Annotated in this window: 20 protein-coding genes; 13 read left to right on the top strand and 7 right to left on the bottom strand. The window is 68.7% G+C overall.

Annotation, left to right across the window (positions count from 1 at the left end; translation table 11 throughout):
* Window positions 1–64: 64 nt before the first annotated feature.
* Window positions 65–1,366, top strand: coding sequence for a DUF5685 family protein (locus AB0L91_RS10740; RefSeq protein WP_365008985.1), 1,302 nt, complete (start codon window positions 65–67; stop codon window positions 1,364–1,366).
* A gap of 7 nt (window positions 1,367–1,373) precedes the next feature.
* On the opposite strand, the gene AB0L91_RS10735 is transcribed toward AB0L91_RS10740, so the two are convergent.
* Window positions 1,374–3,242 carry a VanW family protein gene (locus AB0L91_RS10735; RefSeq protein ID WP_365008982.1) on the bottom strand — a complete coding sequence of 623 codons (1,869 nt, stop codon included), beginning with the start codon at window positions 3,240–3,242 and terminating at the stop codon, window positions 1,374–1,376.
* A gap of 337 nt (window positions 3,243–3,579) precedes the next feature.
* Between AB0L91_RS10735 and gnd the strand changes: the two genes are divergently transcribed.
* The 4 genes from gnd to AB0L91_RS10715 all read left to right on the top strand — a co-directional run bounded on the left by gnd (window position 3,580) and on the right by AB0L91_RS10715 (window position 7,019).
* Complete coding sequence (gene gnd, locus AB0L91_RS10730; RefSeq protein ID WP_355274933.1) at window positions 3,580–4,611, top strand: phosphogluconate dehydrogenase (NAD(+)-dependent, decarboxylating); 1,032 nt, start codon at window positions 3,580–3,582, stop codon at window positions 4,609–4,611.
* Between the two features lie 280 nt (window positions 4,612–4,891).
* Window positions 4,892–5,593, top strand: a complete 702-nt coding sequence (locus AB0L91_RS10725) for a hypothetical protein (RefSeq protein WP_355274932.1) — start codon at window positions 4,892–4,894, stop codon at window positions 5,591–5,593.
* A 129-nt stretch (window positions 5,594–5,722) separates the two neighbouring features.
* Window positions 5,723–6,679 (top strand): alpha/beta hydrolase family protein, encoded by a 957-nt coding sequence (locus AB0L91_RS10720; protein ID WP_365011243.1) that lies wholly within the window; start codon window positions 5,723–5,725, stop codon window positions 6,677–6,679.
* 112 nt (window positions 6,680–6,791) lie between these two features.
* On the top strand, window positions 6,792–7,019 hold the full coding sequence (locus tag AB0L91_RS10715; RefSeq protein WP_365008978.1) for a hypothetical protein: 228 nt from the start codon (window positions 6,792–6,794) through the stop codon (window positions 7,017–7,019).
* Between the two features lie 65 nt (window positions 7,020–7,084).
* Here the strand turns inward: AB0L91_RS10715 and AB0L91_RS10710 are convergent, their stop codons facing one another.
* Window positions 7,085–8,407 (bottom strand): acetyl-CoA C-acetyltransferase, encoded by a 1,323-nt coding sequence (locus tag AB0L91_RS10710; RefSeq protein ID WP_355274928.1) that lies wholly within the window; start codon window positions 8,405–8,407, stop codon window positions 7,085–7,087.
* Between the two features lie 171 nt (window positions 8,408–8,578).
* Here AB0L91_RS10710 and AB0L91_RS10705 point away from each other — a divergent pair, with 171 nt between their 5' ends.
* From AB0L91_RS10705 to AB0L91_RS10680, 6 genes are all read left to right on the top strand, one after another.
* A complete protein-coding gene (locus AB0L91_RS10705) occupies window positions 8,579–9,934 on the top strand; it encodes a 3-oxoacyl-ACP reductase (protein WP_355274925.1) in 1,356 nt (451 codons plus the stop codon).
* Complete coding sequence (locus tag AB0L91_RS10700) at window positions 9,934–10,803, top strand: MaoC/PaaZ C-terminal domain-containing protein (RefSeq protein ID WP_355274923.1); 870 nt, start codon at window positions 9,934–9,936, stop codon at window positions 10,801–10,803. Before AB0L91_RS10705 ends, AB0L91_RS10700 begins: the two co-directional genes overlap by 1 nt.
* 493 nt (window positions 10,804–11,296) lie before the next feature.
* The gene (locus AB0L91_RS10695) at window positions 11,297–11,785 is read left to right on the top strand and encodes a hypothetical protein (protein ID WP_365011241.1); all 489 of its coding nucleotides are present in this window, start codon (window positions 11,297–11,299) and stop codon (window positions 11,783–11,785) included.
* A 676-nt stretch (window positions 11,786–12,461) separates the two neighbouring features.
* Window positions 12,462–12,824 carry a hypothetical protein gene (locus AB0L91_RS10690; RefSeq protein WP_365008973.1) on the top strand — a complete coding sequence of 121 codons (363 nt, stop codon included), beginning with the start codon at window positions 12,462–12,464 and terminating at the stop codon, window positions 12,822–12,824.
* Window positions 12,825–13,005: 181 nt separating this feature from the next.
* Window positions 13,006–14,553 (top strand): hypothetical protein, encoded by a 1,548-nt coding sequence (locus AB0L91_RS10685; RefSeq protein WP_365008971.1) that lies wholly within the window; start codon window positions 13,006–13,008, stop codon window positions 14,551–14,553.
* A 44-nt stretch (window positions 14,554–14,597) separates the two neighbouring features.
* Window positions 14,598–15,899: an acyltransferase gene (locus AB0L91_RS10680; protein WP_365008969.1), complete on the top strand. Its 1,302-nt coding sequence runs from the start codon at window positions 14,598–14,600 to the stop codon at window positions 15,897–15,899.
* 54 nt (window positions 15,900–15,953) lie between these two features.
* Here the strand turns inward: AB0L91_RS10680 and AB0L91_RS10675 are convergent, their stop codons facing one another.
* A complete protein-coding gene (locus tag AB0L91_RS10675; protein ID WP_365008967.1) occupies window positions 15,954–16,532 on the bottom strand; it encodes a cysteine hydrolase family protein in 579 nt (192 codons plus the stop codon).
* A 97-nt stretch (window positions 16,533–16,629) separates the two neighbouring features.
* On the opposite strand from AB0L91_RS10675, the gene AB0L91_RS10670 reads away from it, so the two are divergent.
* On the top strand, window positions 16,630–17,610 hold the full coding sequence (locus tag AB0L91_RS10670; protein WP_355274910.1) for a DJ-1/PfpI family protein: 981 nt from the start codon (window positions 16,630–16,632) through the stop codon (window positions 17,608–17,610).
* Window positions 17,611–17,852: 242 nt separating this feature from the next.
* Here AB0L91_RS10670 and AB0L91_RS10665 read toward each other — a convergent pair whose 3' ends face one another.
* The 3 genes from AB0L91_RS10665 to AB0L91_RS10655 all read right to left on the bottom strand — a co-directional run bounded on the left by AB0L91_RS10665 (window position 17,853) and on the right by AB0L91_RS10655 (window position 20,372).
* On the bottom strand, window positions 17,853–18,566 hold the full coding sequence (locus tag AB0L91_RS10665; protein ID WP_355274908.1) for a helix-turn-helix domain-containing protein: 714 nt from the start codon (window positions 18,564–18,566) through the stop codon (window positions 17,853–17,855).
* Between the two features lie 133 nt (window positions 18,567–18,699).
* Window positions 18,700–20,043: an FAD-binding oxidoreductase gene (locus AB0L91_RS10660; protein ID WP_365008964.1), complete on the bottom strand. Its 1,344-nt coding sequence runs from the start codon at window positions 20,041–20,043 to the stop codon at window positions 18,700–18,702.
* On the bottom strand, window positions 20,040–20,372 hold the full coding sequence (locus AB0L91_RS10655; RefSeq protein WP_365008962.1) for a Rid family hydrolase: 333 nt from the start codon (window positions 20,370–20,372) through the stop codon (window positions 20,040–20,042). Before AB0L91_RS10655 ends, AB0L91_RS10660 begins: the two co-directional genes overlap by 4 nt.
* 114 nt (window positions 20,373–20,486) lie before the next feature.
* Here AB0L91_RS10655 and AB0L91_RS10650 point away from each other — a divergent pair, with 114 nt between their 5' ends.
* Window positions 20,487–21,620 (top strand): helix-turn-helix transcriptional regulator, encoded by a 1,134-nt coding sequence (locus AB0L91_RS10650; protein ID WP_365008959.1) that lies wholly within the window; start codon window positions 20,487–20,489, stop codon window positions 21,618–21,620.
* Between the two features lie 69 nt (window positions 21,621–21,689).
* On the opposite strand, the gene AB0L91_RS10645 is transcribed toward AB0L91_RS10650, so the two are convergent.
* A complete protein-coding gene (locus tag AB0L91_RS10645; RefSeq protein ID WP_355275414.1) occupies window positions 21,690–23,525 on the bottom strand; it encodes an acyl-CoA dehydrogenase in 1,836 nt (611 codons plus the stop codon).
* Between the last annotated feature and the right edge of the window lie 46 nt (window positions 23,526–23,571).

The raw sequence follows: 23,571 nt of genomic DNA, 5'->3' as shown, positions 1-23,571 counted from the left end.
CATCGTCGGACCGGGCGGGGCCGCGGCGCGGGCGCCCGGGAGTTCCACGACAGACGGGGTGGCAGTGTTCGGTGTGTTGAAGCCGTGTGCGCACGGCGCGGCGAAATACGGCATCGATCCGGGGCAGTGGCAGGCGCACATGTGCGGGCTGTGCCTCGGCCTGCGCGACGGGCACGGACAGCTGGCGCGCGCGGCGACCAACACCGACGCCATCGTGCTGAGTGTGCTCACCGAGGCTCAGTCCGGTGACGCCGACGCCCGCACCACCGCCGGGCCGTGCCCGCTGCGTGGGATGCGCCGGGCCTCGGTGGTCGCGGCCGACGCGCCCGGTGTACAGCTGGCCGCCACGGCCTCACTGCTGTTGGGCGCGGCCAAGATTCGCGACCACGTCGACGACGGCGACGCTGGTCGGCTCGCTCGCCGTCCGATGGGGCGGGTCGCCGGGATCTGGTCGGCGGCCGCCCAGGCGCAGGCCGACCGGATCGGCCTCGACGTCGGCCCGTTGTTCACGGCTATCGACAGTCAGCCTGCGTTGGAGGCGCTCGCCGCGGCAAACGGCCCCGGCCGCGTCACCGAAGCGGCGGTCGCCGTTCGGCAGGCGGCGGGGTGGGTCGGCGCCGCGTCGTCGCCCGCGAAGCCGCATGGGCCGACCATGGCTCGCACCGACGACTCGAGTACCACGCCGATCACCCTCGACGAGCTGACCGGCCCGACCCAGCTCTGTGCCGCCACCCTCTTCGGCCACACCGCCACCCTGGCAGGCCGCCCGGAAAACGTTGCGGCCCTGCAGGAGATCGGTCGCCACGTCGGCCGCATCGCCCACCTCGCCGACGCCATCGAAGACCTCGAACGCGACCGCCTGCGCGGCCGCTTCAACCCCTTGGCGGCCACCGGAACCGACATGCCGCGCGCCTATGATCTGCTGCGCGAGAGCGAATCCCGCATCCGCGCGGCCGCCGCCGAGGCGGAGCTCGACCAGCTGCCCACCGTCCGCTGGGCGCTGCTCGACCCGCTGTCCGCACTGCTGCGCCGCCTGGGACAGGGCCTGGGACTGGCCGTCGGCCATGTCTGCCGCACATCGCCTGTCGCGCAGCAGCATTCGCCGTACCAGTTCCCGACCCCGCCCGGGCAGCGGCCGACCAGGAGGCCCGGTCCGCTGAAGGCGGGCGGGCTGATCCTGGGCGTCTACTGCACGGGCGTCGCGTGCTGCGTCGACCACACCAGTCCCTGCACCGGAGAGCAGAAGGACGCCTGGGCCAAGCGCTGCGACTGCGGCGAATGCTGCGATTGCGGTGACTGCTGCGGCAACTGCTGCGGTGAGGACTGTGGGTGCGGCGACTGCTGCAGCTGCGACTGCAACTGCTAGGAAACCCTTACTCGCACTTCACGATCGGGATCGGGTCGTACTTCACGGTCCGGGTGTGCCGGGAGACCTGGGCGCCGGTCTTGCGATCGGTGATCACCCGGGTGTCGGAGATGGTGAACCCGGGCGCGCCCTCGGAGGCGATGCAGTCCTTGCCCTTGGGCAGGGTGATCTCCTGCGGCTCGGTCGGCTTCGACTTCTCGCCGGTGATCGACTCCACGTCGACGGTCTTGGTCCCCCACAGGCGCACGGTGATGTCCGAGCCCGTCGCGACCGCCTGGATGTAGACGCCGGTCGCGGTGGTGTTGCGGAACGCCAGGTCGATCGCGCCGTCGAACACGGTGGCCTCGCGCGCCGCCGGGTACCGCGAGATGTAGTAGCTGTGCTCGGTGTGGCCCGCGTCCTCCATGCCGGCGAAGTAGGCCGCGTTGTACAGCGTGGTGGCGAACTGGCTGATGCCGCCGCCGACCGCCGTGCTCGGCCTGCCCTTGTCGATGATGCCGGACTCGACGTAGCCCTCCGCGGCGGTGCGCGGACCGGTGAACTCGTTGAGCGAGAAGGTATCTCCCGGCTTCACCACCGCGCCGTCGACCTTGGCGGCGACGGTGCGGATGTTCACGCCGGACGGGCCGCTGAAGCCGCCGGTGGTGAACTGGCCGACCATCTCGGTGATGCCGAGTGCGTTGGCGGCGTCGGTGGTGAGCTTGGGCTCGATCCGCTGGTACACCGCCTCGGTGGTGCGGTTGCCGGTGGCGGTGAGCAGGGCGGGCAGCTTCTCCAGCGTCTTGGGCCAGTCGACCTTGTTGCCCACCACGGCGGGCACCACGGTCGGCTTGCCCGCGCCGACGGTGAAGGTGGCGTCCTTGGGCTCCACCTCGGAGGCCGCCAATTGCGGTGCGAGCAGGGCGATCGCGGCGTCGTTGTCGATCTTCGGCGCCAGGCCGCCGTTCCCGTCGGGCACGAAGCCGAGCACCCCGGCGATCTGCTCCGGCGTGAGCGTGGCGCGAATGTCCTTGCTGCTCACCGTGATCGGCGCGGAGATCGCCGGCGTGGCGATATCGCGCAGGGCGGCCTGCACGGCCTCGGTGCGCACCGCGACGGGCGCGGCCACCACGGGCAGGTCCAGTTCGCTGCTCGACGCCCAGCGCTCGGTGATCGTGGTGCGCGCGGCCGCGGTGTCGAGCACCCGGCCGGGCACCGGCGCGATCGCGACCGGCTTGCCGTTGACGAACCGCACCGTGCCCTCGACGGTCGGGTTGTCGTGGGCCTGGAAACCGGCCACCTGCTGATCCAGCGCCGCCGCGTCGACGGTGCTGACCACCGCGACGTCACGGGTGCCGAACAGGGAGATCAGCCTGCTCACCGGGTTGAGCGGCTGGTCGCCGACGGCGTCCCAGGTGCCGTCCCAGTCCACCTGCAGGCCGGCCGTGGCGGGCACCATGCTGGCCTGCACGTCGCCGATCCGGACCGGCAGCGGTCGCTCGGCCTTGGGGCCGAGCTCGGCGTGCAGGAGCGCGTTCGCCTCGGACTCGTCCATGCCGCCGATGTCGACCCCGGCGACGACGGTGCCGCGCGGCACCTCGCCGTTGCTCAGGGCCAGGTCGGCCAGGTAGGCGGCGGCGCCGACGGCGAACACGGCGCCGACGGCGATACCGATCCGCTTGGCCAGTTGCGGGGTGCCGGAGCCGGTCGGCGGCTGCGGGGCCGCCGGGGCGGGCGCAGGCGACCAGCGGTCACGGGTCACGGTGGCGAGGGGCTGGGTGGGCAGGGCGGCGGTGACGTCGGCATCGAAAGTGCGATTTGCTTCGAGCAGCTTGCGTAGTCCGACCTCGCCCCTTGGTCGGTCGGCCGGTCCGCCGACATTCGACTCGCTGGGCACGGAGGTCCTTCCGTTGGGTGTTATGGCGTCGTCCTGGATCAGGTGCGCCCGGCCCCAGATGTTTGCGGGGCCTCGGCCAAGGGTAACGGTGTTCGTCGTCCTCGGCACCCTGGCAACAGTGGATGGACAGCAGGAAGGCTCCGCGTAGTTGCCGGGTCGGGGGTCTGGCAACTACACGGAGCCGATCTGTTTATCGCGGCCCGTTCCGGGGCGTTACAGCCGTTTTTCCGGGCAGTTTCGGCGGCCTCCGGCGGCGCCACCGCGCCGATCCGGGCCCTCGCGCGGGACAATCGCACGTGAGACTCGACACCAGGTAGCGCGCAACGAGGGAGAACTGATGCAGCTGGGAATGATCGGCCTCGGCCGGATGGGTGCCAATATCGTGCGTCGCATCGTGCGCGACGGGAACACCGCCGTCGGTCACGAACGCCATCAGGGTCACATCGACGAGCTGAAGGCCGAGCTCGGCGACAGCTTCGACGGCAGCACCGACCTGAAGGAATTCGTCGCCATGCTCGACGCCCCGCGCGTCGTCTGGGTGATGATCCCCGCGGGCGCGACCGGCGCCGCGATCGACAATCTGGCCGAGCTGCTCGAACCGGGCGACATCATCATCGACGGCGGTAACAGCCGCTACCACGAGGACATCGCGCGCGCGAAGGCGTTGGCGCCCAAGGGCATCCACTACCTCGACGTCGGCACCTCGGGTGGCGTGTTCGGCCTGGAGCGCGGCTTCTGCCTGATGATCGGCGGCGAGGCGGAGCAGGTGAGCTACCTCCAGCCGCTGTTCGAGTCCATCGCGCCCGGCGTCGAGGCCGCGCCGCGCACGCCCGGCCGCACCGGCGCGCCGACCCCGGCCGAACAGGGTTGGCTGCACTGCGGCCCGGCCGGGGCGGGCCACTTCGTGAAGATGGTCCACAACGGCATCGAGTACGGCGCGATGGCCGCCTACGCCGAGGGCCTGAACATCCTCCAGCACGCCAACGTGGGCGCCACGCAGGGCGACGGCGAGCACTCGGCGGAGGAGACCCCACTGGAGCACCCCGAGTACTACCGGTACGACCTGGATATCCCGGACATCACCGAGGTGTGGCGCCGGGGCTCGGTCGTCGCGTCCTGGCTGCTCGACCTCACCGCCAGCGCCCTGTACGCCGACCCGAACCTGGACGGGTACAGCGGTCGCGTCTCGGACTCCGGCGAGGGCCGCTGGACGATCGACGCCGCCATCGACACCGCGGTGCCGGTCCCGGTGCTGTCGGCGGCCCTGTTCCAGCGCTTCTCCTCGCGGGGTGAGGCCCTCTACGCCGACAAGATGCTCTCGGCGATGCGCAAGGCGTTCGGCGGCCACAACGAGCTCCCGGGGAAGTAGTCCGTCCAGGGGTATTGACGACGTTTGCCAGCCCTTCGCTGCCCCGGCGGAGGGTCGGTGTGCGCTTTTCGGACGGATTCGCCGATGCCGAAAAACCTCGGATGCTACCCCCGGTGACCCCTCCTCGAGAGTGAAACGGTAATCTTCCACAAAGATGAGAACACGTTCTGATTTTCCAGGACAACCGTCCAGTCCAGCGGATACCTTCTGGTCAGAGGGGGATAGACCACTCGATGAGGAATTCGTCCCGGCCGACTTCGCCGGGGCTTGGAGGAAAATCATGATCCGGACTTCGCGTATCACCGCGGGCGTCGCCACCACCGCTCTGGTCGTCGCCGGTGTCGGTGTCGCTCTCGGTTCCGGCACCGCCGTCGCGGCTGGCTCCTGCTCGGTCACCAGCCACGCCGAGAAGCGCGATGCCAGCACCGTCGGCATCACGCACGTCTACGACAAGACGGCCAGCGCCGAGCAGATCGGTGTCGGCACCTCGGTGACCTACAAGGTGGTCGTCGGCACCACGGGGATCGGCAATCCCTACGTCAACACCATCACCGACTTCCCGCCGGTCGGCTTCGGGGCGCCGACCAAGACCACCATCACCGCCTACCACGCGATCGGCGGCCAGGTGACCGAGGACGTCACCCCCGAGCCGAACGCCGGTGGCTGGAAGGTCACCAGCACCGGCTGGTTCGTCAACTCCGGCAACCCGGTCACCCTGACCATCACCTACCCGGTGCCGGACAGCGTGAAGGCCGGTCAGCAGATCACCAGCGGTGGCGTCGGCGTCGCGGGCACCGTGGGTGTCAGCAACGAGATGCCGGGTCTGACCGCCTGCTTCACCGCGCGCGGCGCGAACGCGGGCGAGACCGTGATCGGCAGCCTGGGCGACAACGGCCTCGGCTCCTCCGACGGCCAGCTGAGCTCCACCGGCTCGCTCAGCGACGTCATCTCCGACGTGCTGCGCAATCTGATCGGTAGCTGATCGCGTAGCACCTGGTCGCCGGGACGGTCTCGCGCTGCCGTCCCGGCGCTCTGGGTCCTCGGGCCGCCCCATCTGTAGTGAGGATTGATGTTCGTGTTCTCCCGTTCCCGCGCGGTCGCGGTGTCGGCCATGGCGCTGGTGCTGCTCTCGGTCGCCTCGATCGGCACCGCGGGCGCCGACGGTTCCCGGCTCGACCACATCGAGCGGCCCGGGCAGCGGCAGCAGGTGCTGCACGTGTACTCGGCGGCGATGGACCGGGTGATCCCGCTGCAGGTCATCACCGCGGCCGACACCTCGGTCCCGCGGCCGACGCTGTATCTGCTCAACGGCGCGGGCGGCGGTGAGGACAAGGCGAACTGGTACAACCAGACCGATATCGTGCAGTTCTTCGCCGACAAGAACGTCAACGTGATCACCCCCGCCGCGGGCAAGTTCTCCTACTACACCGACTGGCAGCGCGACGATCCCAAGCTCGGCCGCAACAAGTGGCAGACCTTCCTGACCGAGGAACTGCCGCCGATCATCGACGACACGCTGCACGCCAGTGGCGTCAACGCCATCGCCGGACTGTCGATGTCGGCCACCGCGGTGCTGAACCTGGCCATCGCGGCCCCCGACCGCTACCGCGCCGTCGGCGCCTACAGCGGGTGCGCGTCGGTCGCCGACCCGATGGGCCGGGCCTACGTCGACATCGTCTTCGCCCGCGCAGGCGCCGACCCCGCCAATATGTGGGGCGAGGCCGACGACCCGGCCTGGCGCGCCAACGACCCGTACCTGAACGCGGAACGCCTGCGCGGCAAGGCCATCTACCTCTCCAGCGCCACCGGCCTGCCCGGTGTCGCCGAGACCCTCCCGGCCGGCGCGAATCCCGGCAAGGTCATCGGCATGACCGACCAGATCCTGCTCGGCGGCGCCATCGAGGCCGCGGCCAACGTCTGCACCCAGCGCCTGGCGGCCCGGCTCCAGGAGCTGAACATCCCCGCCCAGACCGAGTTCCGGGCCGCGGGCACGCACACCTGGAAGTACTGGGAACAGGACCTGCACAACTCCTGGCCGATGATCGCCGCCGCCATCGGCGCCAACTAGAACGATCGGTCGAGTATCGCGGCGTCAAGCCCCGAAAAGTTCTGGATAACAAGCACATTGACCCCAACGATGATGTTGTTAGCTCAGATCATTTGTTCTCGAAAGGCTTGTCATGCAACGTCGTATGGTCCGCATCCTGGTCGCCACCGCAGCCATCGCCGGCATCGCCGCCGGCGCCTCCCCGGCCGTCGCGGCCCCCGCCGCCCCGGCGGTGATCGCCGAATCCGGTTCCGCGGGCACCGGTTCCGCCGCCATCGACCTCCCCCTCGGCCTCCTCAAGCTCCTCGTCTGCGGCCCCTGGGGCTCCACCCAGCCCCACCCCAACCCGATGTGCCGCTGACAACGTGAAACGGCGGGTGGTTTCCGATCCTGGAAACCACCCGCCGTCGTCGTCTCAGCGCGTGACTAGCGCTCGATGATCGCCACGACGCCCTGGCCGCCCGCGGCGCAGATCGAGATCAGCGCGCGGCCGGAGCCCTTCTCCGCCAGCATCTTCGCGGTGGAGGCGACGATGCGGCCGCCGGTGGCGGCGAACGGGTGGCCCGCGGCGAGCGAGGAGCCGTTGACGTTGAGCTTGCTGCGGTCGATCGAGCCGAGCGCGCCGTCCAGGCCCAGGCGCTCCTTGCAGTAGGCGTCGGACTCCCACGCGGCCAGCGTGGAGAGCACCACGGAGGCGAAGGCCTCGTGGATCTCGTAGTAGTCGAAGTCCTGCAGGGTCAGGCCGTTGCGGGCCAGCAGGCGCGGCACCGCGTAGGTGGGCGCCATCAGCAGGCCGTCGGGGCCGTGGATGTAGTCCACCGAGGCGACCTCGGAGTCCACCAGGTGCGCGAGCACCGGCAGGTTGCGCTGCGCGGCCCACTCCTCGCTCGACAGCAGCACCGCCGACGCGCCGTCGGTGAGCGGGGTGGAGTTGCCCGCGGTCATGGTGGCGTCGCCCAGCTTGGTGCCGAACACCGGCTTGAGGGTGGCCAGCTTCTCCACGGTCGAGCCGGGACGCAGGTTGTCGTCGCGGGTCAGGCCGAGGAACGGGGTGATCAGGTCGTCGAAGAAGCCACGGTCGTAGGCGGCGGCCATGTTCTTGTGCGAGAGGTAGGCCAGCTCGTCCTGCGCCTCGCGGGCGATGCCGAACTCCTTGGCGGTGATGGCGGCGTGCTCACCCATCGACAGCCCGGTGCGCGGCTCGGCGTTGCGCGGGATCTCGATGCCCAGCATCGAGGGCCGCAGCTGGCCGACCAGCTTGACCCGGTCCTTGTTGGTCTTGGCGCGGTTGGCGGTGAGCATCCACTCGCGCATGTCCTCGCTGACGCCGATCGGCGCGTCGGAGGTGGTGTCGGCGCCGCCGCCGATGCCCGACTCGATCCGGCCGAGCGCGATAGCGTCACCCACGGTGACGATCGACTGCAGGCCGGTGCCACAGGCGAGCTGCAGGTCGTGGGCCGGGGTGTACGGCGAGAGCTTGGAGCCGAGCACGCTCTCGCGGATCAGGCTGTGCTCGCCGACCTTCTTGAGCACAGCGCCGCCGACGACCATGCCGAGCCGCTCGCCCTGCAGACCGAACCGGCTGACCAGTCCGTCCAGGGTGGCGGTGAACATGTCCTGGTTGGAGGCCTTCGCGTAGGCCTTGTCGGAGCGAGCGAACGGGATTCGGTTACCGCCAACGATCGCGACCGGGCGCTGGGTCTTCGCGGTCTTGGCCGGGGTCTTCGCCGAGCGGGCTTTGCTTGTCACTCGAGTTCTCCATGGTCTCGTCGGTTCCGGGTACGCCGGGCGTATCGGTTTACATTAAACTTACTCTGGAGTAAGTTCGTTGTCGACACCGTACCCGCAAATGTGATTCACACGGGGGACACTGGGCGAGCACGGTCATACAACACGTCGAGCACAGAGAAGGTAGGAACAGTGGCAGCCAAGAGCAAGGGTGCACCCAACCTCTACGGATCCTTCATCCACTCCGCCCCCGGCGCGTTCCTGGCGAGCAAGCTGGGCCTGCCCCAGCCGGCGGAGCTGCGCCGCTACAAGGCCGGCGAGCCCGCGCTCCCCGGCCCGGTCCTGCTTGGCGGCAAGGGCCGCCTCGCCGAGCCGATCCGCGCGCTGCTCGCGGATTACACCGTCGCGGATTCGCTCGACTCGGGCACCAAGTACGGCGCCCTGGTGTTCGACGCCACCGGCATCGATTCCATCGACAAGCTCTCGCAGCTGTTCGAATTCTTCCAGCCCGCGATGCGCAACCTCGCACCTTCGGGGCGTGTCGTCGTCATCGGCACCACGCCGGAACTCGTCGGCTCGGTCGACGAGCAGATCGCCCAGCGCGCGCTCGAGGGCTTCACCCGCTCGGTCGCCAAGGAGCTGCTGCGCGGCGCCACCGGCCAGCTCGTCTACGTGCACCCCGAGGCGGGCGCGGCCGCGACCGGCCTCGAGTCCACCCTGCGCTTCCTGCTGTCGGGCAAGTCGGCCTTCGTCGACGGCCAGGTCATCCGGGTCGGCAAGGCCGATTCCGTCGCCCCGGCCAGCTGGGACAAGCCGCTGGCCGGCAAGGTCGCCGTCGTGACCGGTGCCGCCCGCGGCATCGGCGCCACCATCGCCGAGGTCTTCGCCCGTGACGGCGCCACCGTCATCGTCGCCGACATCCCCGCCGCCGGCGAGGCCCTGTCCGAGACCGCGAACAAGGTCGGCGCCACCGCCCTTGCCCTGGACGTCACCGCCCCCGACGCCGCCGAGCGCCTCGCCGAGTTCGCCACCGAGCGGTTCGGCGGCATCGACATCGTCGTGCACAACGCGGGCATCACCCGCGACAAGCTGCTCGCGAACATGGACGAGGGCCGCTGGAACTCGGTCATCAACGTCAATCTCGCTGCCCCGCATCGCATCACCTCCGGCCTGGTGGCCAAGGGTGTGCTCAAGGAGGGCGGCCGCGTGATCGACGTGTCCTCCATCGCCGGCATCGCGGGCAACCGCGGCCAGACCAACTACGGCGCCTCCAAGGCCGGCGTCATCGGCATGGTCGACGCCGAGGCCCCGCTGCTGGCGGAGAAGGGCATCACCATCAACGCGGTGGCCCCCGGCTTCATCGAGACCGCGATGACCGCCGCGATCCCGGTCGGCACCCGCGAGGCCGGTCGCCTGATGAGCTCGCTGCTGCAGGGTGGCCAGACCGTCGACGTCGCCGAGACCATCGCCTTCTTCGCCAGCCCGGCGTCGAACGCGGTGAGCGGCAACGTGGTTCGCGTCTGCGGTCAGAGCCTGATCGGCGCCTGATGACCCAGACGATCACCCTCTCCGAGGTTCCGAAGAACGGCGGGCTGTACGCGAAGGCGGCGCTGGGCGCCGTCCCGCTGCCCGCCCCGCTGTCGGGTCGCAAGCCCACCCTGCCCGACCGCCGCGTCGTCTTGGACGGTTTCCAGGTCGACCCGGACCATCTGGCGGCGTACTGCCACGCGACGGGCCTGCGCTTCAGCGACACCCTGCCGCTGACCTACCCGTTCATCCTGGCGTTCCCGCTGGCGATGCAGCTGGTCGTCGCGCGGGACTTCCCGTTCAGCGCGGTCGGCGCGGTGCATTTCGAGAACGTCATCGAGCGCACCAGGGAGATCTCGGTCGCCGAGCCGCTCGATTTCACGGCGCACATCGAGAACCTGCGCGAGCACCCGAAGGGTCTGCTGGTCGACGCGATCACCGAGATCCGCGTCGGCCGGGAGCTGGTCTGGCGGCAGGTCACCACCTTCCTGCACCAGCAGCGCACCTCCCTGTCGGGCGGCCCGAAGTCGGCGCCGCCCGCCGACGAGGTCCCCCCGCCGCCGCTGCGCGTGCAGCGCGTCGATCAGAAGATGATCAACCGCTACGCCGCCGCCTCGGGCGACCACAACCCGATCCACGTCTCCGGACTGGGCGCCAAGGCCATGGGCTTCCCGAAGACCATCGCCCACGGCATGTGGTCGGCCGCGAACATCCTCGGCACCGTCGAGGGCCGCATCCCCGAGAAGACCACCTACACGGTCAAATTCGGCAAGCCGGTCTTCCTGCCCGCCTCGGTCAACATCTACGCCGAGCAGGTCGGTTCCGGCTGGGACCTCTCCATGCTGAACCCCAAGAAGGGCTACCCCCACCTCACCGCAACCCTGCGCTGACCTCGGTACCCCACGGGCCGCACCCCCTTTCCGGAGGTGCGGCCCGTTCCGTTTTCGGCGGCCCGATCGGTGGCCGCGAATCCGCCGTTACGCGAATTCGCTGTGAGATTACTCATTTTCGCGAATCGCGTTCGCTGATCAGTTGCGGCACTTCGCTTTTCCCGGCCACTTGGTCTACCGACCGGTGCTTTCTTCTCCGAGCTAAGAAATTGCCTGACGCCTGCTGGGCGGGCGATCCGGTGTTGCCATGATGCCAATATTCCGGGCCGGAAATTCCGGTTACCCTCCGGCATCCGAACAGTCCGCTGCCCCGATTCCGGTGCGTTCCCGTGCCCGGAAACGCGTGTTAGAACTGCTGTGCCCAGTCTGCGGGGCTGGCAAACCTGGGATGTTCGACTCCCCGATCGGGCGGCGATCCTGCGGCCGCCCAGCGCATTTCACCTGATGATCCGTTGGCTCGAAGTGGTGTGGAGGAAGCGTTGTGAAGAAGACGATGGCTATCGCGATGACGACGGCGGCCTGGTCGCTGATGGTGGTGCCCGGCCTGGCCGGCGCCGACACCGGCAGCGGCTCGACCGGCAGTGGTGTGATCGACACCGGCAGTGGCATTCTCGGCGACCTACTCGACACCGGTAGCGGCATCCTCGGTGGCAGCTCGGGTGGTTCGTCGGAAAGCGTGCAGCCCTGCAATCGCTCGACCAAGTCCGGCGGCGCGGGCGTCACCACCACCACGCACCAGCTCGGCGTGGCGGGCCCGACGTCCTTCGTCCTGTCCTACGAAACCCTCAACATCCCCGACCGGATCCAGGTCTTCTACGAAGGTGGTCAGGTGCTCGACACCGGTTACGTCGGCGACAACCTGAACCAGGGCACCGGCTCCGCCGTCGTCTCCCTCCCCGGCGGCACCGCGACCACGGTGACCGTCCGGGTCAGCGGCCCCGACAGCACGCAGTGGGAATACACGGTCAACTGCCCGTCGTAGCGGCAGGCGACATCGGGCGGTCCGGAACTCTCCGGGCCGCCCGATCTGTATTCAGCGGGTAGAGAGCTGGATTCGTGCTCCACTGCCCTGATTCGTCACTTTGACATGGGGACGGGTGAGGCCTGCGCGGCTGTGTTTTCGCACAGCATTCCCCTGGGTGGAATCTGGCTACATCGCAGACATCACGCAGAAAACAGGTGGCGTGGCAGCACATTCCCTGCCGGTATGGAATCGGCCGCTCGATCTCGATGTCCAATGATGGCAGCGCGCAATCGTATTGAGATCGCCAACCGTTACCGGTTCGAGAAGTGATATCTATCATGGTGTAAACCGAGTGATAGCGGGGAAATCAGATGAGTTCACCGCTGGTACGCCAGGCCTTCATGGCCTCGCCTTGTTGTTTCCTCGCGAGTAGCCCCGCGCCTCGATCGATTGATCAGTGCTTACGTGACATTCGAGGCCGATCACTCCGTCCGCGAGGCCTGCGCACCGATGAATTGATCTGAGGGATCGCATGGTGTCGATCCGCAGAATGACTGGCGTTGGCAATCTTTCAGCATCCGACAGGCGAATGTCCCGAAAACTCGGGGCTGTGGTGCCGACTGACACACGTGTTAGAAACTTCCAGTCGGCAGGGAGGTCGACAATCACCATTCATCACAAGGGGTTTCACTTCATGAAGAAGATCCGCACGCTCGGTTTCGGTCTCGTCCTCGCGGCCGGAATGGCCATGTTCGGCACCGGCATCGCCACCGCCGCCGACGAGCCCAGCACCGGTTCCGCCGATAGCCTCGCCGCCGTGCTCGAGGCGCTGACCACCGGTTCCGCCGGCGCCACGGACCCGACCGACCCCACCGACCCGGGCACCGAAACCACGCCCGCCGCCCGCGTCACCCCGATCGCCGAGCCCGAGACCGGCTCCGCCGAGAGCCTCGCCGCCATCCTGAAGGCCCTCACCACCGGCTCCGCCGAAACCCCCGACCCGACCGACCCCGGCACCGGCGGCGGCACCGACCCGGGCACGGGCGCCGGCGCGTAGTCGTCATCGACGAGAAGGCCACGTACCGGCGGTGCGTGGCCTTCGATTCTTGCTCGGTCGATGCGGTACACCCTCTGCTTCGGTCCGTTTGTGCGCACGGGTGACAGGCCCTACTGTGCGGTCGGGCGCACCCGTGTTCGGTCGGTGTGCGCCGGATGATTGATTCGATGGGGGGAGTGCCATGTCGGCACCGCAGTCGCTCACCGTGGAACAGGACGCGGTGCGCTCCTCGACCACCGGAGAATTACCCTCCGGGCGTGGTTGGTTCGGTTCCCTGTGGGTTTTCCTCACCGCCTGGATCGCCTATGCCACGGCACTGTTGGTGAGCAGCCGGGACCTGTTCACCCGGGTGGTGTTCGAGGAGGGTGACGCGGCGACCGTTTCGATCCAGGTGCTCGCCGCGAAGGATTTCGAGCTGCTGGTCGGGAACTATTCCCGGGTCGGATTCCATCATCCCGGGCCCGGGTTCATCTACGTGCAGGCGTTCGGGGAGTGGCTTTTCTACGATGTGCTGCGGTGGGTGCCGTCACCGTGGAACGGGCAAGCGGTCGCCATTCTGCTGCTCAATGCCGCGCTGGTAGCGCTGGCATTGTGGATTGTCTACGCCTGGTATCCGTCGTGGACGCTGGTCGCGGGGCTCGGTGGGGCGAGCTTGGTGTTCCTCACCGTGTATCGCGAGCTGCTCAGTGGTCTCTGGTTCCCCTATGTGTATTTCGCGCCGTTCCTGGTGTTTCTGGTGGCCGTGTCCTCGGTGGTGGCCCGGCGGACCGAACACCTGTGGATCGTCGCGCTCGCGGGCGGCTTGCTGATCCACGGGCACGCGGAGTTCCTGTTCTTCGTGCCATTGCTCGGTGGGGCGCCGCTGTACCTCGCGTGGCGCGGGAAACTGGCGGTCGCCGAGCGGGATTGGTGGCGGTTCGGTGGGGTCGCGGCGATATTCGCGGCGCCGATCCTGCTCAATACGATCGTGAATTTCCCCGGGGAATTCCCGAAGTACGTCGGGTACGGGGGTGGGCACGGGATCCATCTGCCGTGGACGGCGTTGGCCTACACCGTGCAGTTCTGGGGGCCGAACCGCATCGTCGGCCTGATCGTCTTCGTCGTGCTGTTCGCGCTCGTCGCGCGGCTGGCGCGCGGCGAGAAGTTCCTGGCGAGTGGTGTGGCATTCTGCGCGGCGGCCGCGGCGCTGATGACGGTCTACGCGATGATCGGCATCGATCAGATCGAGGAGGCGTACATCGGGTACTTCTCCTACGCGATCCCGCTTTTCATGATCATGCTTGCCCTGATCGGCCTCACCCAGCGGCTCGGATGGCTGAAATACGCCGTCGCCGGCTTGCTCGTCGTCGGGCTCGTGGTGAGTGGGCTGACGAACTCGCTGGCGAATCGGCGACACGAAATGATCGGCATTCCGGCCGCTCTGGACGCGATGGCGGCGGCCGCGGATGGTCGGCCGATCGTTCTGGAGCGCCGACCGCACGAGGCGTGGGCCGAGGTCGTTCCGCTCGTCTTGGCCGGGGCTCGCGAGGGCGTGCGGGTCTGCGCCGACGATGCCCCGATGATGGAACTGTTGGTCACCGCCGCGTTCGTTTGCACTCCCGACGAATTGGCGACGGGTGCTCGTGTCGTGGTGACGAGAAAGAATGTCGACGCGCCCGCCGGGCTGCTCGTCGGCGAGATCGGCCAGGCGGTCGGTAGTCAGCAGAGCTGGGTGATCGCGGTGGGGTGACGTTGTGTGTGTGATCCGATTCGATTGTCCAGTGGTGGGGAGTTATGAAATCTGTCGAGGGGGACGCTGATTCGGCCGACGCGGTCGAACAGCGAGGACGTACCCGCGGTGGTCGGTTCGAGTTTCTGGACGCGCTGCGCGGGATCGCGGCGCTGGCGGTGGTGATCGAGCATTTCACGGACCCGCTGTGGCCGTCGTACGCCCGATTCGTCGGCCAGTACTTCAATTTCGGCGTATTCGGGGTCTTCGCGTTCTTCATCGTCAGCGGGTACATCATCCCGGCGTCGCTGGAGCGCGGACGGTCGCTCGGGGCGTTCTGGGTGGGTCGGTTCTTCCGGCTGTTCCCGCTGTTCTGGGTGTTCCTGATCGCGGCGGTGGTGCTGCACTACGTGGGCATGTACGGCGGGCCGCCGGGCTTCATGGTCGACCCGGTGTGGAATCTCGCGACGAATGCCACGATGGCGCATCTGTTTCTCGCCGGGCACTATTCGGAGATTCTCATCGTCGCGTGGACGCTCTCGTACGAGCTGGCCTTCTACGCGTTCGTGTCGCTGTTGTTCCTCGGCGGGCTCAACCGGCGATCGGTGCCGGTGGCCAGCCTGGCGATCGGTGCGATTCCCTTGGCGGCCTTGTTCCTGCCGACCGCGTTGGTCGGCGGGCCCGACGCGAACCTCGCCACTCGACTGATGGTCGCGGCGGTGACGGTGGTTGTCGCGGTCTTCTTCGGGTACCGGGCGGCCGCTCGGGGTAATTCGGCGGGCGTGGCGGTGTTGATCGCGGTGCTCGCTGTCCCGCTGGTGCTCAATCAGCCTGGGGCGTCCGGGTATTCCGCGGCGATCTTCGCGACGATGTTCGTCGGCACGGTGCTCTATCGGATGACAGCCGGCGAGATCTCGGCCTGGGTCGGCTGGGGAGTGTTCGGGATCGCCGCGGGTCTGTTGCTCGCACCGCGATTCGTTCAGCAGCCCGTCTCGGATTCCGCCGGTACCGCGGAATGGGGTGGGTTGGTAGGTCCGGCCTTCACGATCGTGGTCGCCTATCTGCTGTTCGCGGTGATGCTGCTGCTGCGCCGGTATTCCTTCCCCCGGCCGCTGCTGTTCCTCGGACGGATCAGTTTCTCGCTGTATCTGGTGCACGGCCTGGTGAACAATGCCGTGCCCAAGTGGCCGGAGTCGATCTTCGGCGGCAATGCGGCCTGGCTCACCTGGAGCACGTGGATGGTCGTCGCGATCGGCCTGGCCACGCTGACCTTCCACAAGATCGAGCAACCCTTCCTGCGTCTCGGTCATCGGGTGATGGCCAGGATGGACGCGCGAACCCGGCCGATCCCGGCGCCGATCGCCTGAACCGGCGAACGACTCCCGCCGTGGTCCGGGCGGGAGTCGTTCGTCCAGGGCTGGTCAGCGCAGCGCGGCGCCGGTCGGCACCACCACGGCGTAGAGGTCGGCGAGGGTGGCGAGGGCGCTGTCGTGGAGCTGGCTCGCGGTGACGTCGGCGAGGGGGCGGGTGGCGCAGGCGTCGGCGACCACGGTGGGCTTGTTGCCACGGAGGAAGGCGCCCTCGGTGGTGAAGGTGACGCACATGTGGGTCATGAAGCCGGCGATGACGACGGTGTCGTGGCCCGCCGTGTCGACGAGGTCGCCCAGGTCGGTGCCGACGAAGGCGTTGGGGACGGTCTTGACGACGACCTGCTCGTCTTCGGTCGGGGCGACCGCGTCGTGGATGCGGCCGATCTCGGCGGTGATGTCGTAGGGGGTGCCCGCGCCGCCGTCGTTGATGACGTGGATGACCGTCGCACCGGATTCGCGTGCCCTGGTGAGCAATTCGGCGGCGGCGTCGAGGGCGGGCTTCCACTCGGTCAGCTCCATGACGCCCTGGGTGTAGGTGTTCTGGTAGTCGATCAGGATCAGGGTGGAGTCGGCCAGGGCGGCCGGGGTCTCGTCGAAACCGTTGAGCTGGCGGAGGGTGGTCGAAGCCATCGGAAAGCCTTTCTATCGGGGATGCGTTCCACGCTAGGGAGCGGCGGGAATGTCGGCAATGTCATGTAACCTGCAGATTCGGACATGGAGGTGTGGGGTGGCTGATCGGCTCGTGGTGATCGTGCTGTTCGATCGCGTCGACCTGCTCGATGTCACCGGGCCGCCGGAGGTGTTCTCGCTGTTGCAGCGGGAGATGGACGAGCCGACCGGATATCAGGTGGTGCTGGCCGCCGAGACGATGGCGCCGGTGACCACGTCGGCGGGGGTGCGGGTGCTGCCCGACGTGACCTTCGCCGAGGTCGCGGCGCGGCGGATCGACACGGTGGTCGTGCCGGGCGCGGTGGAGACCGACAGCAGCCGCCGGGTGCGGGCACTGGTGGATCCCGGGGTCGTCGACGCGGTGACGGTGCTGGCGAAGGACGCGCGGCGGGTCGCTTCGGTGTGTGTCGGCGCGCATATTCTCGCGGCCGCCGGGCTGCTCGACGGCAGGCGCGCGACCACGCACTGGTCGACCGCGCAGCAACTCGCGGCCGAGCATCCCGCGATCGAGGTGGACGCCGATCCGATCTACATCCGCGACGAGAACATCTGGACCGGAGCGGGACTCACCGCCTGCCTCGATCTGACGCTGGCGCTGGTGGCCGACGATTTCGGCGACGAGCTGGCGTTGCGGGTGGCGCGGCAATTGGTGATGTATCTGAAAAGGCCGAGTGGGCAGAGTCAATTCAGTGTGTCGCTGGAGCCGGTGTCGACCACGCGCCGCATCGACGATCTCCGGCACTACATCTCCGGAAATATCGGTACTCAGCTCACCGTCACCGATCTGGCCGACCAGGCGCATGTGAGCGAGCGTCAGCTCACCCGGATCTTCCGCACCGAACTCGGCATGACGCCCGCCGCCTATCTCGAATCGGCGCGGGTGGAGGTGGCGCGGCACCGGCTGGAGACGACCGACGACACCCTCGCGCGGGTCGCCACCACCTGCGGTTTCAATACCGTCGACACCCTGACCCGGGCCTTCCGGCGCCGCCTCGACACGACCCCGACCGAATACCGGAACAGGTTCCGCCTCGGCTGACCGCTATCGCACAGCGTGACCGCTCGCCCTGTGACGACGAGTTCTCCTCACGTTCATTTGAATTATGTTTCGCGTAATTCTGCCGTGATAGGAACTCAGTATTCGTCTAGAAGGAGAAAAAATGTTCGACAGCCTGGTCCAGATCCTGCCCATCCTGCTCGCGTTCGCCAGCGGTTCGGCAGCCTGAGCTACCTGGGATTTCACGGCGCCCGTCGGATGCGACGGGCGCCGTTTTCCGTGATCTACCTGGCGGGGATCAGGCGGTAGAGCCACCACGGGCGGGACGGGAAGGCCGGGTCGTAGATCCGCAGCAGCAGGCGGCGTTCGATGCCGGTGCTGCGTTCCCGGATGCGCAGGTGACGGCGGGCGATGTCCTGGGGGCGCACGTCGCTGGTCCAGATCGGGTCCCAGTCGGGGGACTGACCGCAGGATTCGGTGATCGCGGTGACCCGCTGGGTCGGCGCCAGCGGGGCGAGCATGCGGAACGCGTGCACCAGCAGCTGGGCCTCGGTGGTCCAATCGATGAACACCTTCTTGGCCGTCGGGTCGAGGAACATCCATTCGAGCGCGTTCACCCCGGCGCCGAGTCCGGGGAACAGGCGCTGGTATTCGGCGTTCGCGGCGAGCACGTCCATGGTGGGGAAGCGCTGGAAGCACGCCGGATGCGTGAGGCTGGCCAGGTCCGTCAGGTCCTCCGCCGTCGGCGCGGCGGGTGGGGTGCCGGAATCCAGGGCGGGCAGGCCGAGCACGAGGATGTGCTTGCGATACCACAGCGGCACATCGAGGGAATCGAAAAGGCGCTGGAGCATAGGGGAATTCGGGACAAGCGCGCCCGACTCGATCTGGCTGATCAGCAGCGGCGCCATCTGCGCCCGCGCGGCCAGCTCGGTTCGCGCGAGGCCCGCCGCCATCCGGCGTTCCCGCAAATACACACTGAGCGCGGTACTTTCACCCATCACGACCCCCGAGCCTCACCCCGACCGACGGCAATTCCCAGGGTACGCCGGGTTCGGAGGGAGAGATCAGGAAAACAGGTCACGAGTGATGCCGCGCGAACCCCTCGTCCGCGCGGCACCGGCGTGAGCTCGGCTACGCGTCGACGGCGTGCGCGGCGACCCAGACCCGAGCCGGATCGTAGGTGTCGCGGATGTGCTGGAGCCGTTGCCATTCGGTCGTACCGAAGGCGGTGGCCGGGTCGATCGGGCGGTCGGCGAAGTTCAGGAACGACGTCGGCGCCGCCCAGGGCCGCAGCGCCGCGACGACGCCGGTGGTGACGGTCTCGCCGAGCGCGGCGAGTTCCGGGGTCGGCGCGGGCGACACCGCGAACAGGGCGTACGCGCCGGCCAGGTGGGTCAGCGCGGCGTCCTGGGGGCGGGCGAGCGCGCCGCCGAGGTGACGGAGTTCGGCGAACATCAGCGGGGTCTGCACGCCAGGGCCCGCCACCGTGAGCAGGGCCTCGACGGCTGCCTGCGGGAGGTGGGTGAGCAGTGCGTGATCGCTGACCGCGGGGGTCGGGCCGGGCGGGTCCATGTGCACGTCGAGCAGGGCGGCGGCCGGGATGCGGGCGAAGGTGTCGAGTTCGGGGGCCAGCGCGCGCAGCGGGGCGAGCAGTTCGGCGGCGCGGTCGTCGGCTTCGAGCACGGCGCCGTCGATCACCACCAGGGCACGTCCGGACAGGAACGGCGGCAGCTCGGGCAGCGGGGGAAACCGCATGAGCCGCACCGAGGTGGTGACCGATTCGGGGACCGCGGCGGTCCAGTCCCGCCACGCGGACAGCACCTCGGGCGCGCGTTCGATATCCCACAGCAGCATGCCCGCGAAGACGTCGGCGAGCGGGAGCAGATCGAGTTCGATCGCCACCACGACGCCGAAACCGCCACCGCCACCGCGCACGGCCCAGAACAGGTCGGGGTGCTCCTCGGCGGTCGCTCGCACCAGTGATCCGTCGGCGGTGACGATGTCGATCGCGCGCACAGCCGAGCTGGCCAGACCGTGTTCGCGGCCGTAGAACGACAGGCCGCCGCCGAGCAGGTACCCGGCCACCGCGACATCACCGGCGCTGCCGTGCAGGGCGGTGAGTCCGTGCGGTGCCGTCGCCGCGAGCACATCGCGCCAGAGCGTGCCGCCGGTGACACGCGCGCGACGGGCGACCGGATCGACGGTGACGCCGGTCAGTTCGTGCAGCCGGAGCAGCAGCACGTCCTGGAGATCGGCGAGGGCGGCGGCCCCGTGTCCGGTGCTCTGCGGCGCGATCCGCAGGCCGAGCGCGGTGGCGGCCCGGACGATCTCGACGACCTCGTCGACCGTGCGCGGCACCGCGACGGCGGCGGGGCGCTGCCGGACGGCGAGGTTCCACGGCGCGCAGGCCGCGTCGTAGCCGGGGTCGCCGGGCAGGAGCACGAGGTCGCGCAGGGCGGTCGTGGTCGGGTTCATGGTCGGTCCTTCGGATCGGAGGGAGTGGGGATCACGAGCGCGCTGAGCTCGACGAGCGTGCCGGGTAGCGCGAGGTGCGCGACATCGACGAGGTCGACGGGCACCAGGGCGCCGTCGAGCCATTCCATGACGAGGTCGGCGAGATCGGCGGCGTCGGCGGGAGCGCGGGCGCTGACCCGCAGACGCACGATCGATGACGCACCGAGCCCGTGCGCGGCCAGCGCCGACTCGAGCCGCTCGAACGCCAGGCACAGCTGTGCGGCGGCGTCCTCGGCGTGCACGAGGCGGCCCGACTCGTCGACCGAGTTCGTCTCGATGGTGATGGTCACGCGCTCCAGATTCGCGCGTTCGACCTGGTCGGGGCCATCCCAGCCGCGTGGGGAATCGGATATCCCAGCCTTCTGGGATATGGCGGCCTATGGTCTGCGGCGCATACTGAGGACATGCGCAGCCGGCTTCTCCCCGAGCGCGTGCGGAGTGATCTGGATGTGCTCTCGCGTGCCGGTCTCGACCTCGACGAATTCCTCGTCGAGGCGACCGACGCGGTGCGCCGGGCGGTACCGGCGGTGGCCGCGTGCGTCGGCACCCACGATCCCGCGACGATGATGCTCACCAGCGCGCGCAAGTACGGGTCGCTGGTGTCGGCGAACGAGCACGACCGGCTCTTCGGCCTCATCGAGTACGGCACCGAGGACGCGACATCGTTCCGTTCGCTCGCGGTCTCCGACCGGCGCGCGATCGGCATGCACGCGGTCCTCGGCGACGACATCGACCGCTGCGAGCGGATGTCGCGGCTGATGCGCCCGCTCTACGGCTTCGCCGACGAAGCGCGACTGGTGTTCCGGGACGCTTCGGGCGCGTGGGGGTGCCTGGCGATGTTCCGCGGCACCGACGACCCGGCCTTCGTCGACGACGAGGTCGACTACCTCGCCTCGCTGTCCGGCGCGTTCGCCCGTGGCGTGCGCGCGGGCGTGCTGACGCGGCTCGCCGACGCGCCGGAGCTGGGCGCCGAGACCGCGGGTCCGGCCGTCGTCATCGTCGACGCGAACGACGAGGTGTCCCAGATCAGCCTCGGCGCCGAGGAGCGCTTCGCGCAATTACGGTCGTCGGTGCACAGCGGTGACCCGTTGAGCCTGGTGATCTCGCTGGTCAGCGCGGCGCGGCGGATGTTGGGGACGCCCGGCGCCGCGATGCCGAGGGCGCGGGTGCGGACCCCGTCCGGGGTGTGGCTGGTGCTGCACGCGTCGCCGCTGGCCGGGCGCGACGGCGCCGTCGGGGATGTCGTCGTCACCATCGAGGAGGCGCGCCCGCCGGAGATCGTCACCCTGGTCGTCGCCGCCTTCGGCCTGACCCCGCGCGAACACGACGTCACCCGCTTCGTCCTCCAGGGCGTGGAGACCAAGGAGATCGCCGCGGCCCTGCACGTCTCGGCCTACACCGTCCAGGACCACCTCAAGTCGATCTTCGAGAAGGCGGGCGTCCGCAGCCGCCGCGAACTCATCGCCCGCGTCTACTTCGACCAGTACGTCCCCCGCATGGGCACCGAAGTCGGCCCCTCGGGCTGGTTCGCCGGATAGTCAGGAAACGACGAACGGCCCGGAGTCGGAAGACTCCGGGCCGTTCAGGAATCGGTCAGACCGTCAACCTCAGAACGCGGCCTCGTCCAGTTCCATGATGTCGTTGTCCAGGTTGGCCAGGATCGCGCGGGTCGCGGTCAGCTCCGGCAGGACGTTGCGGGCGAAGAACTGCGCCGAGGCGACCTTGCCGGTGTAGAAGGCGACGTCGGAGCCGGTGGCGCCGTTGTCCAGGGCCGCGAGGGCGATCTCGGCCTGCTGCAGCAGCTGCCAGCCGATGAACAGGTCGCCGACCGCCATCAGGAAGCGGACCGAACCCAGGCCGACCTTGTACAGCTCGGTCGGCTGCTCCTGGGCGCCCATCAGGTGGCCGGTCAGGGTGGCGGCCATGGTCTGGACGTCCTCGAGCGCGGTGGCGAGCAGCTTGCGCTCACCCTTGATGCGCTCGTTGGCGCCCTCGGCGTCGATGAACTTCTGGATCTGGCCGGCCACGTGGGCCAGGGCCACACCGCGGTCGCGGGCGATCTTGCGGAAGAAGAAGTCCTGCGCCTGGATCGCGGTGGTGCCCTCGTAGAGCGAGTCGATCTTCGCGTCGCGGATGTACTGCTCGATCGGGTAGTCCTGCAGGAAGCCGGAGCCACCGAAGGTCTGCAGCGAGTCGGTCAGGTACTGGTACGCGCGCTCGGAGCCGACACCCTTGACGATCGGGAGCAGCAGGTCGTTCACGCGGAACGCGACGTCCTTGTCCGCACCGGAGACGGCCTCGGCGATTTCCGGGTTCTGGTGCGCGGCGGTGTAGAGGTAGATCGCGCGCAGGCCCTCGGCGTACGCCTTCTGGGTGGCCAGCGAACGACGCACGTCCGGGTGGTGGGTGATGGTCACGCGGGGCGCGGCCTTGTCGGTCATCTGGGTCAGGTCGGCACCCTGGACGCGGGTCTTGGCGTACTCCAGCGCGTTCAGGTAACCGGTCGACAGGGTCGCGATGGCCTTGGTGCCGACCATCATGCGGGCGTTCTCGATGACGTCGAACATCTGCGCGATGCCGTTGTGCACCTCGCCGACCAGCCAGCCCTTGGCGGGCACGCCGTGGCCGCCGAAGGTGACCTCACAGGTGGCCGAGGCCTTGATGCCCATCTTGTGCTCGACGTTGGTGACGAACACGCCGTTGCGGTCACCGTAGGTCTCGGTCTCGAAGTCGAAGTGGACCTTCGGGACGTAGAACAGCGACAGGCCCTTGGTGCCCGGGCCGGCGCCCTCGGGGCGAGCCAGCACCAGGTGCATGATGTTCTCGAACAGGTCGTCGGAGTCACCCGAGGTGATGAAGCGCTTGACGCCCTCGATGTGCCACGAGCCGTCTTCCTGCTTGACCGCCTTGGTGCGGCCTGCGCCGACGTCGGAGCCCGCGTCGGGCTCGGTCAGCACCATGGTGGCACCCCAGTTGCGCTCGGCGATCTTGGCCGCCCAGCCCTTCTGCTCCTCGGTGCCGTTGTTGAAGAACACCTGGGCGAAGCCGGCGCCCGCGGCGTACATCTGGATCGGCGGGTTGGCGCCGAGCACCATCTCGGACAGCGCCCAGGTGATGGCGGAGGGAGCGTTCAGGCCGCCGAGCTCCTCGACGACGCCGACCTTGGCCCACTCGCCGTCCTCGAGCGCCTTGTAGGACTTCTTGAAGGACTCGGGCAGGGTGACCGTGTGGGTGTTCGGGTCGAAGGTGGGCGGGTTGCGGTCCGCGTCGGCGAACGACTCGGCCAGCGGGCCCTCGGCCAGGCGACGGACCTCGGAGAGCATCTCCTTGACGGTGTCGGTGTCCAGGTCACCGAAGGTGCCCGCGTCGAGCAGCTTGTCGATGCCGAGGACCTCGAAGAGGTTGAACTCGAGGTCGCGAACGTTTGCCTTGTAGTGGCCCATGTGAGTACTCACTCTCCGTTGAGTTCTGGTGCGGTCGGTTGTGCGC

Origin of the sequence: Nocardia sp. NPDC051833 (assembly GCF_040681225.1) — a bacterium.
Classification (GTDB): Bacteria; Actinomycetota; Actinomycetes; order Mycobacteriales; family Mycobacteriaceae; genus Nocardia.
The sequence above is the reverse complement of the archived record's forward strand: the minus strand, read 5'-3'. Positions and strand labels throughout refer to the sequence as shown.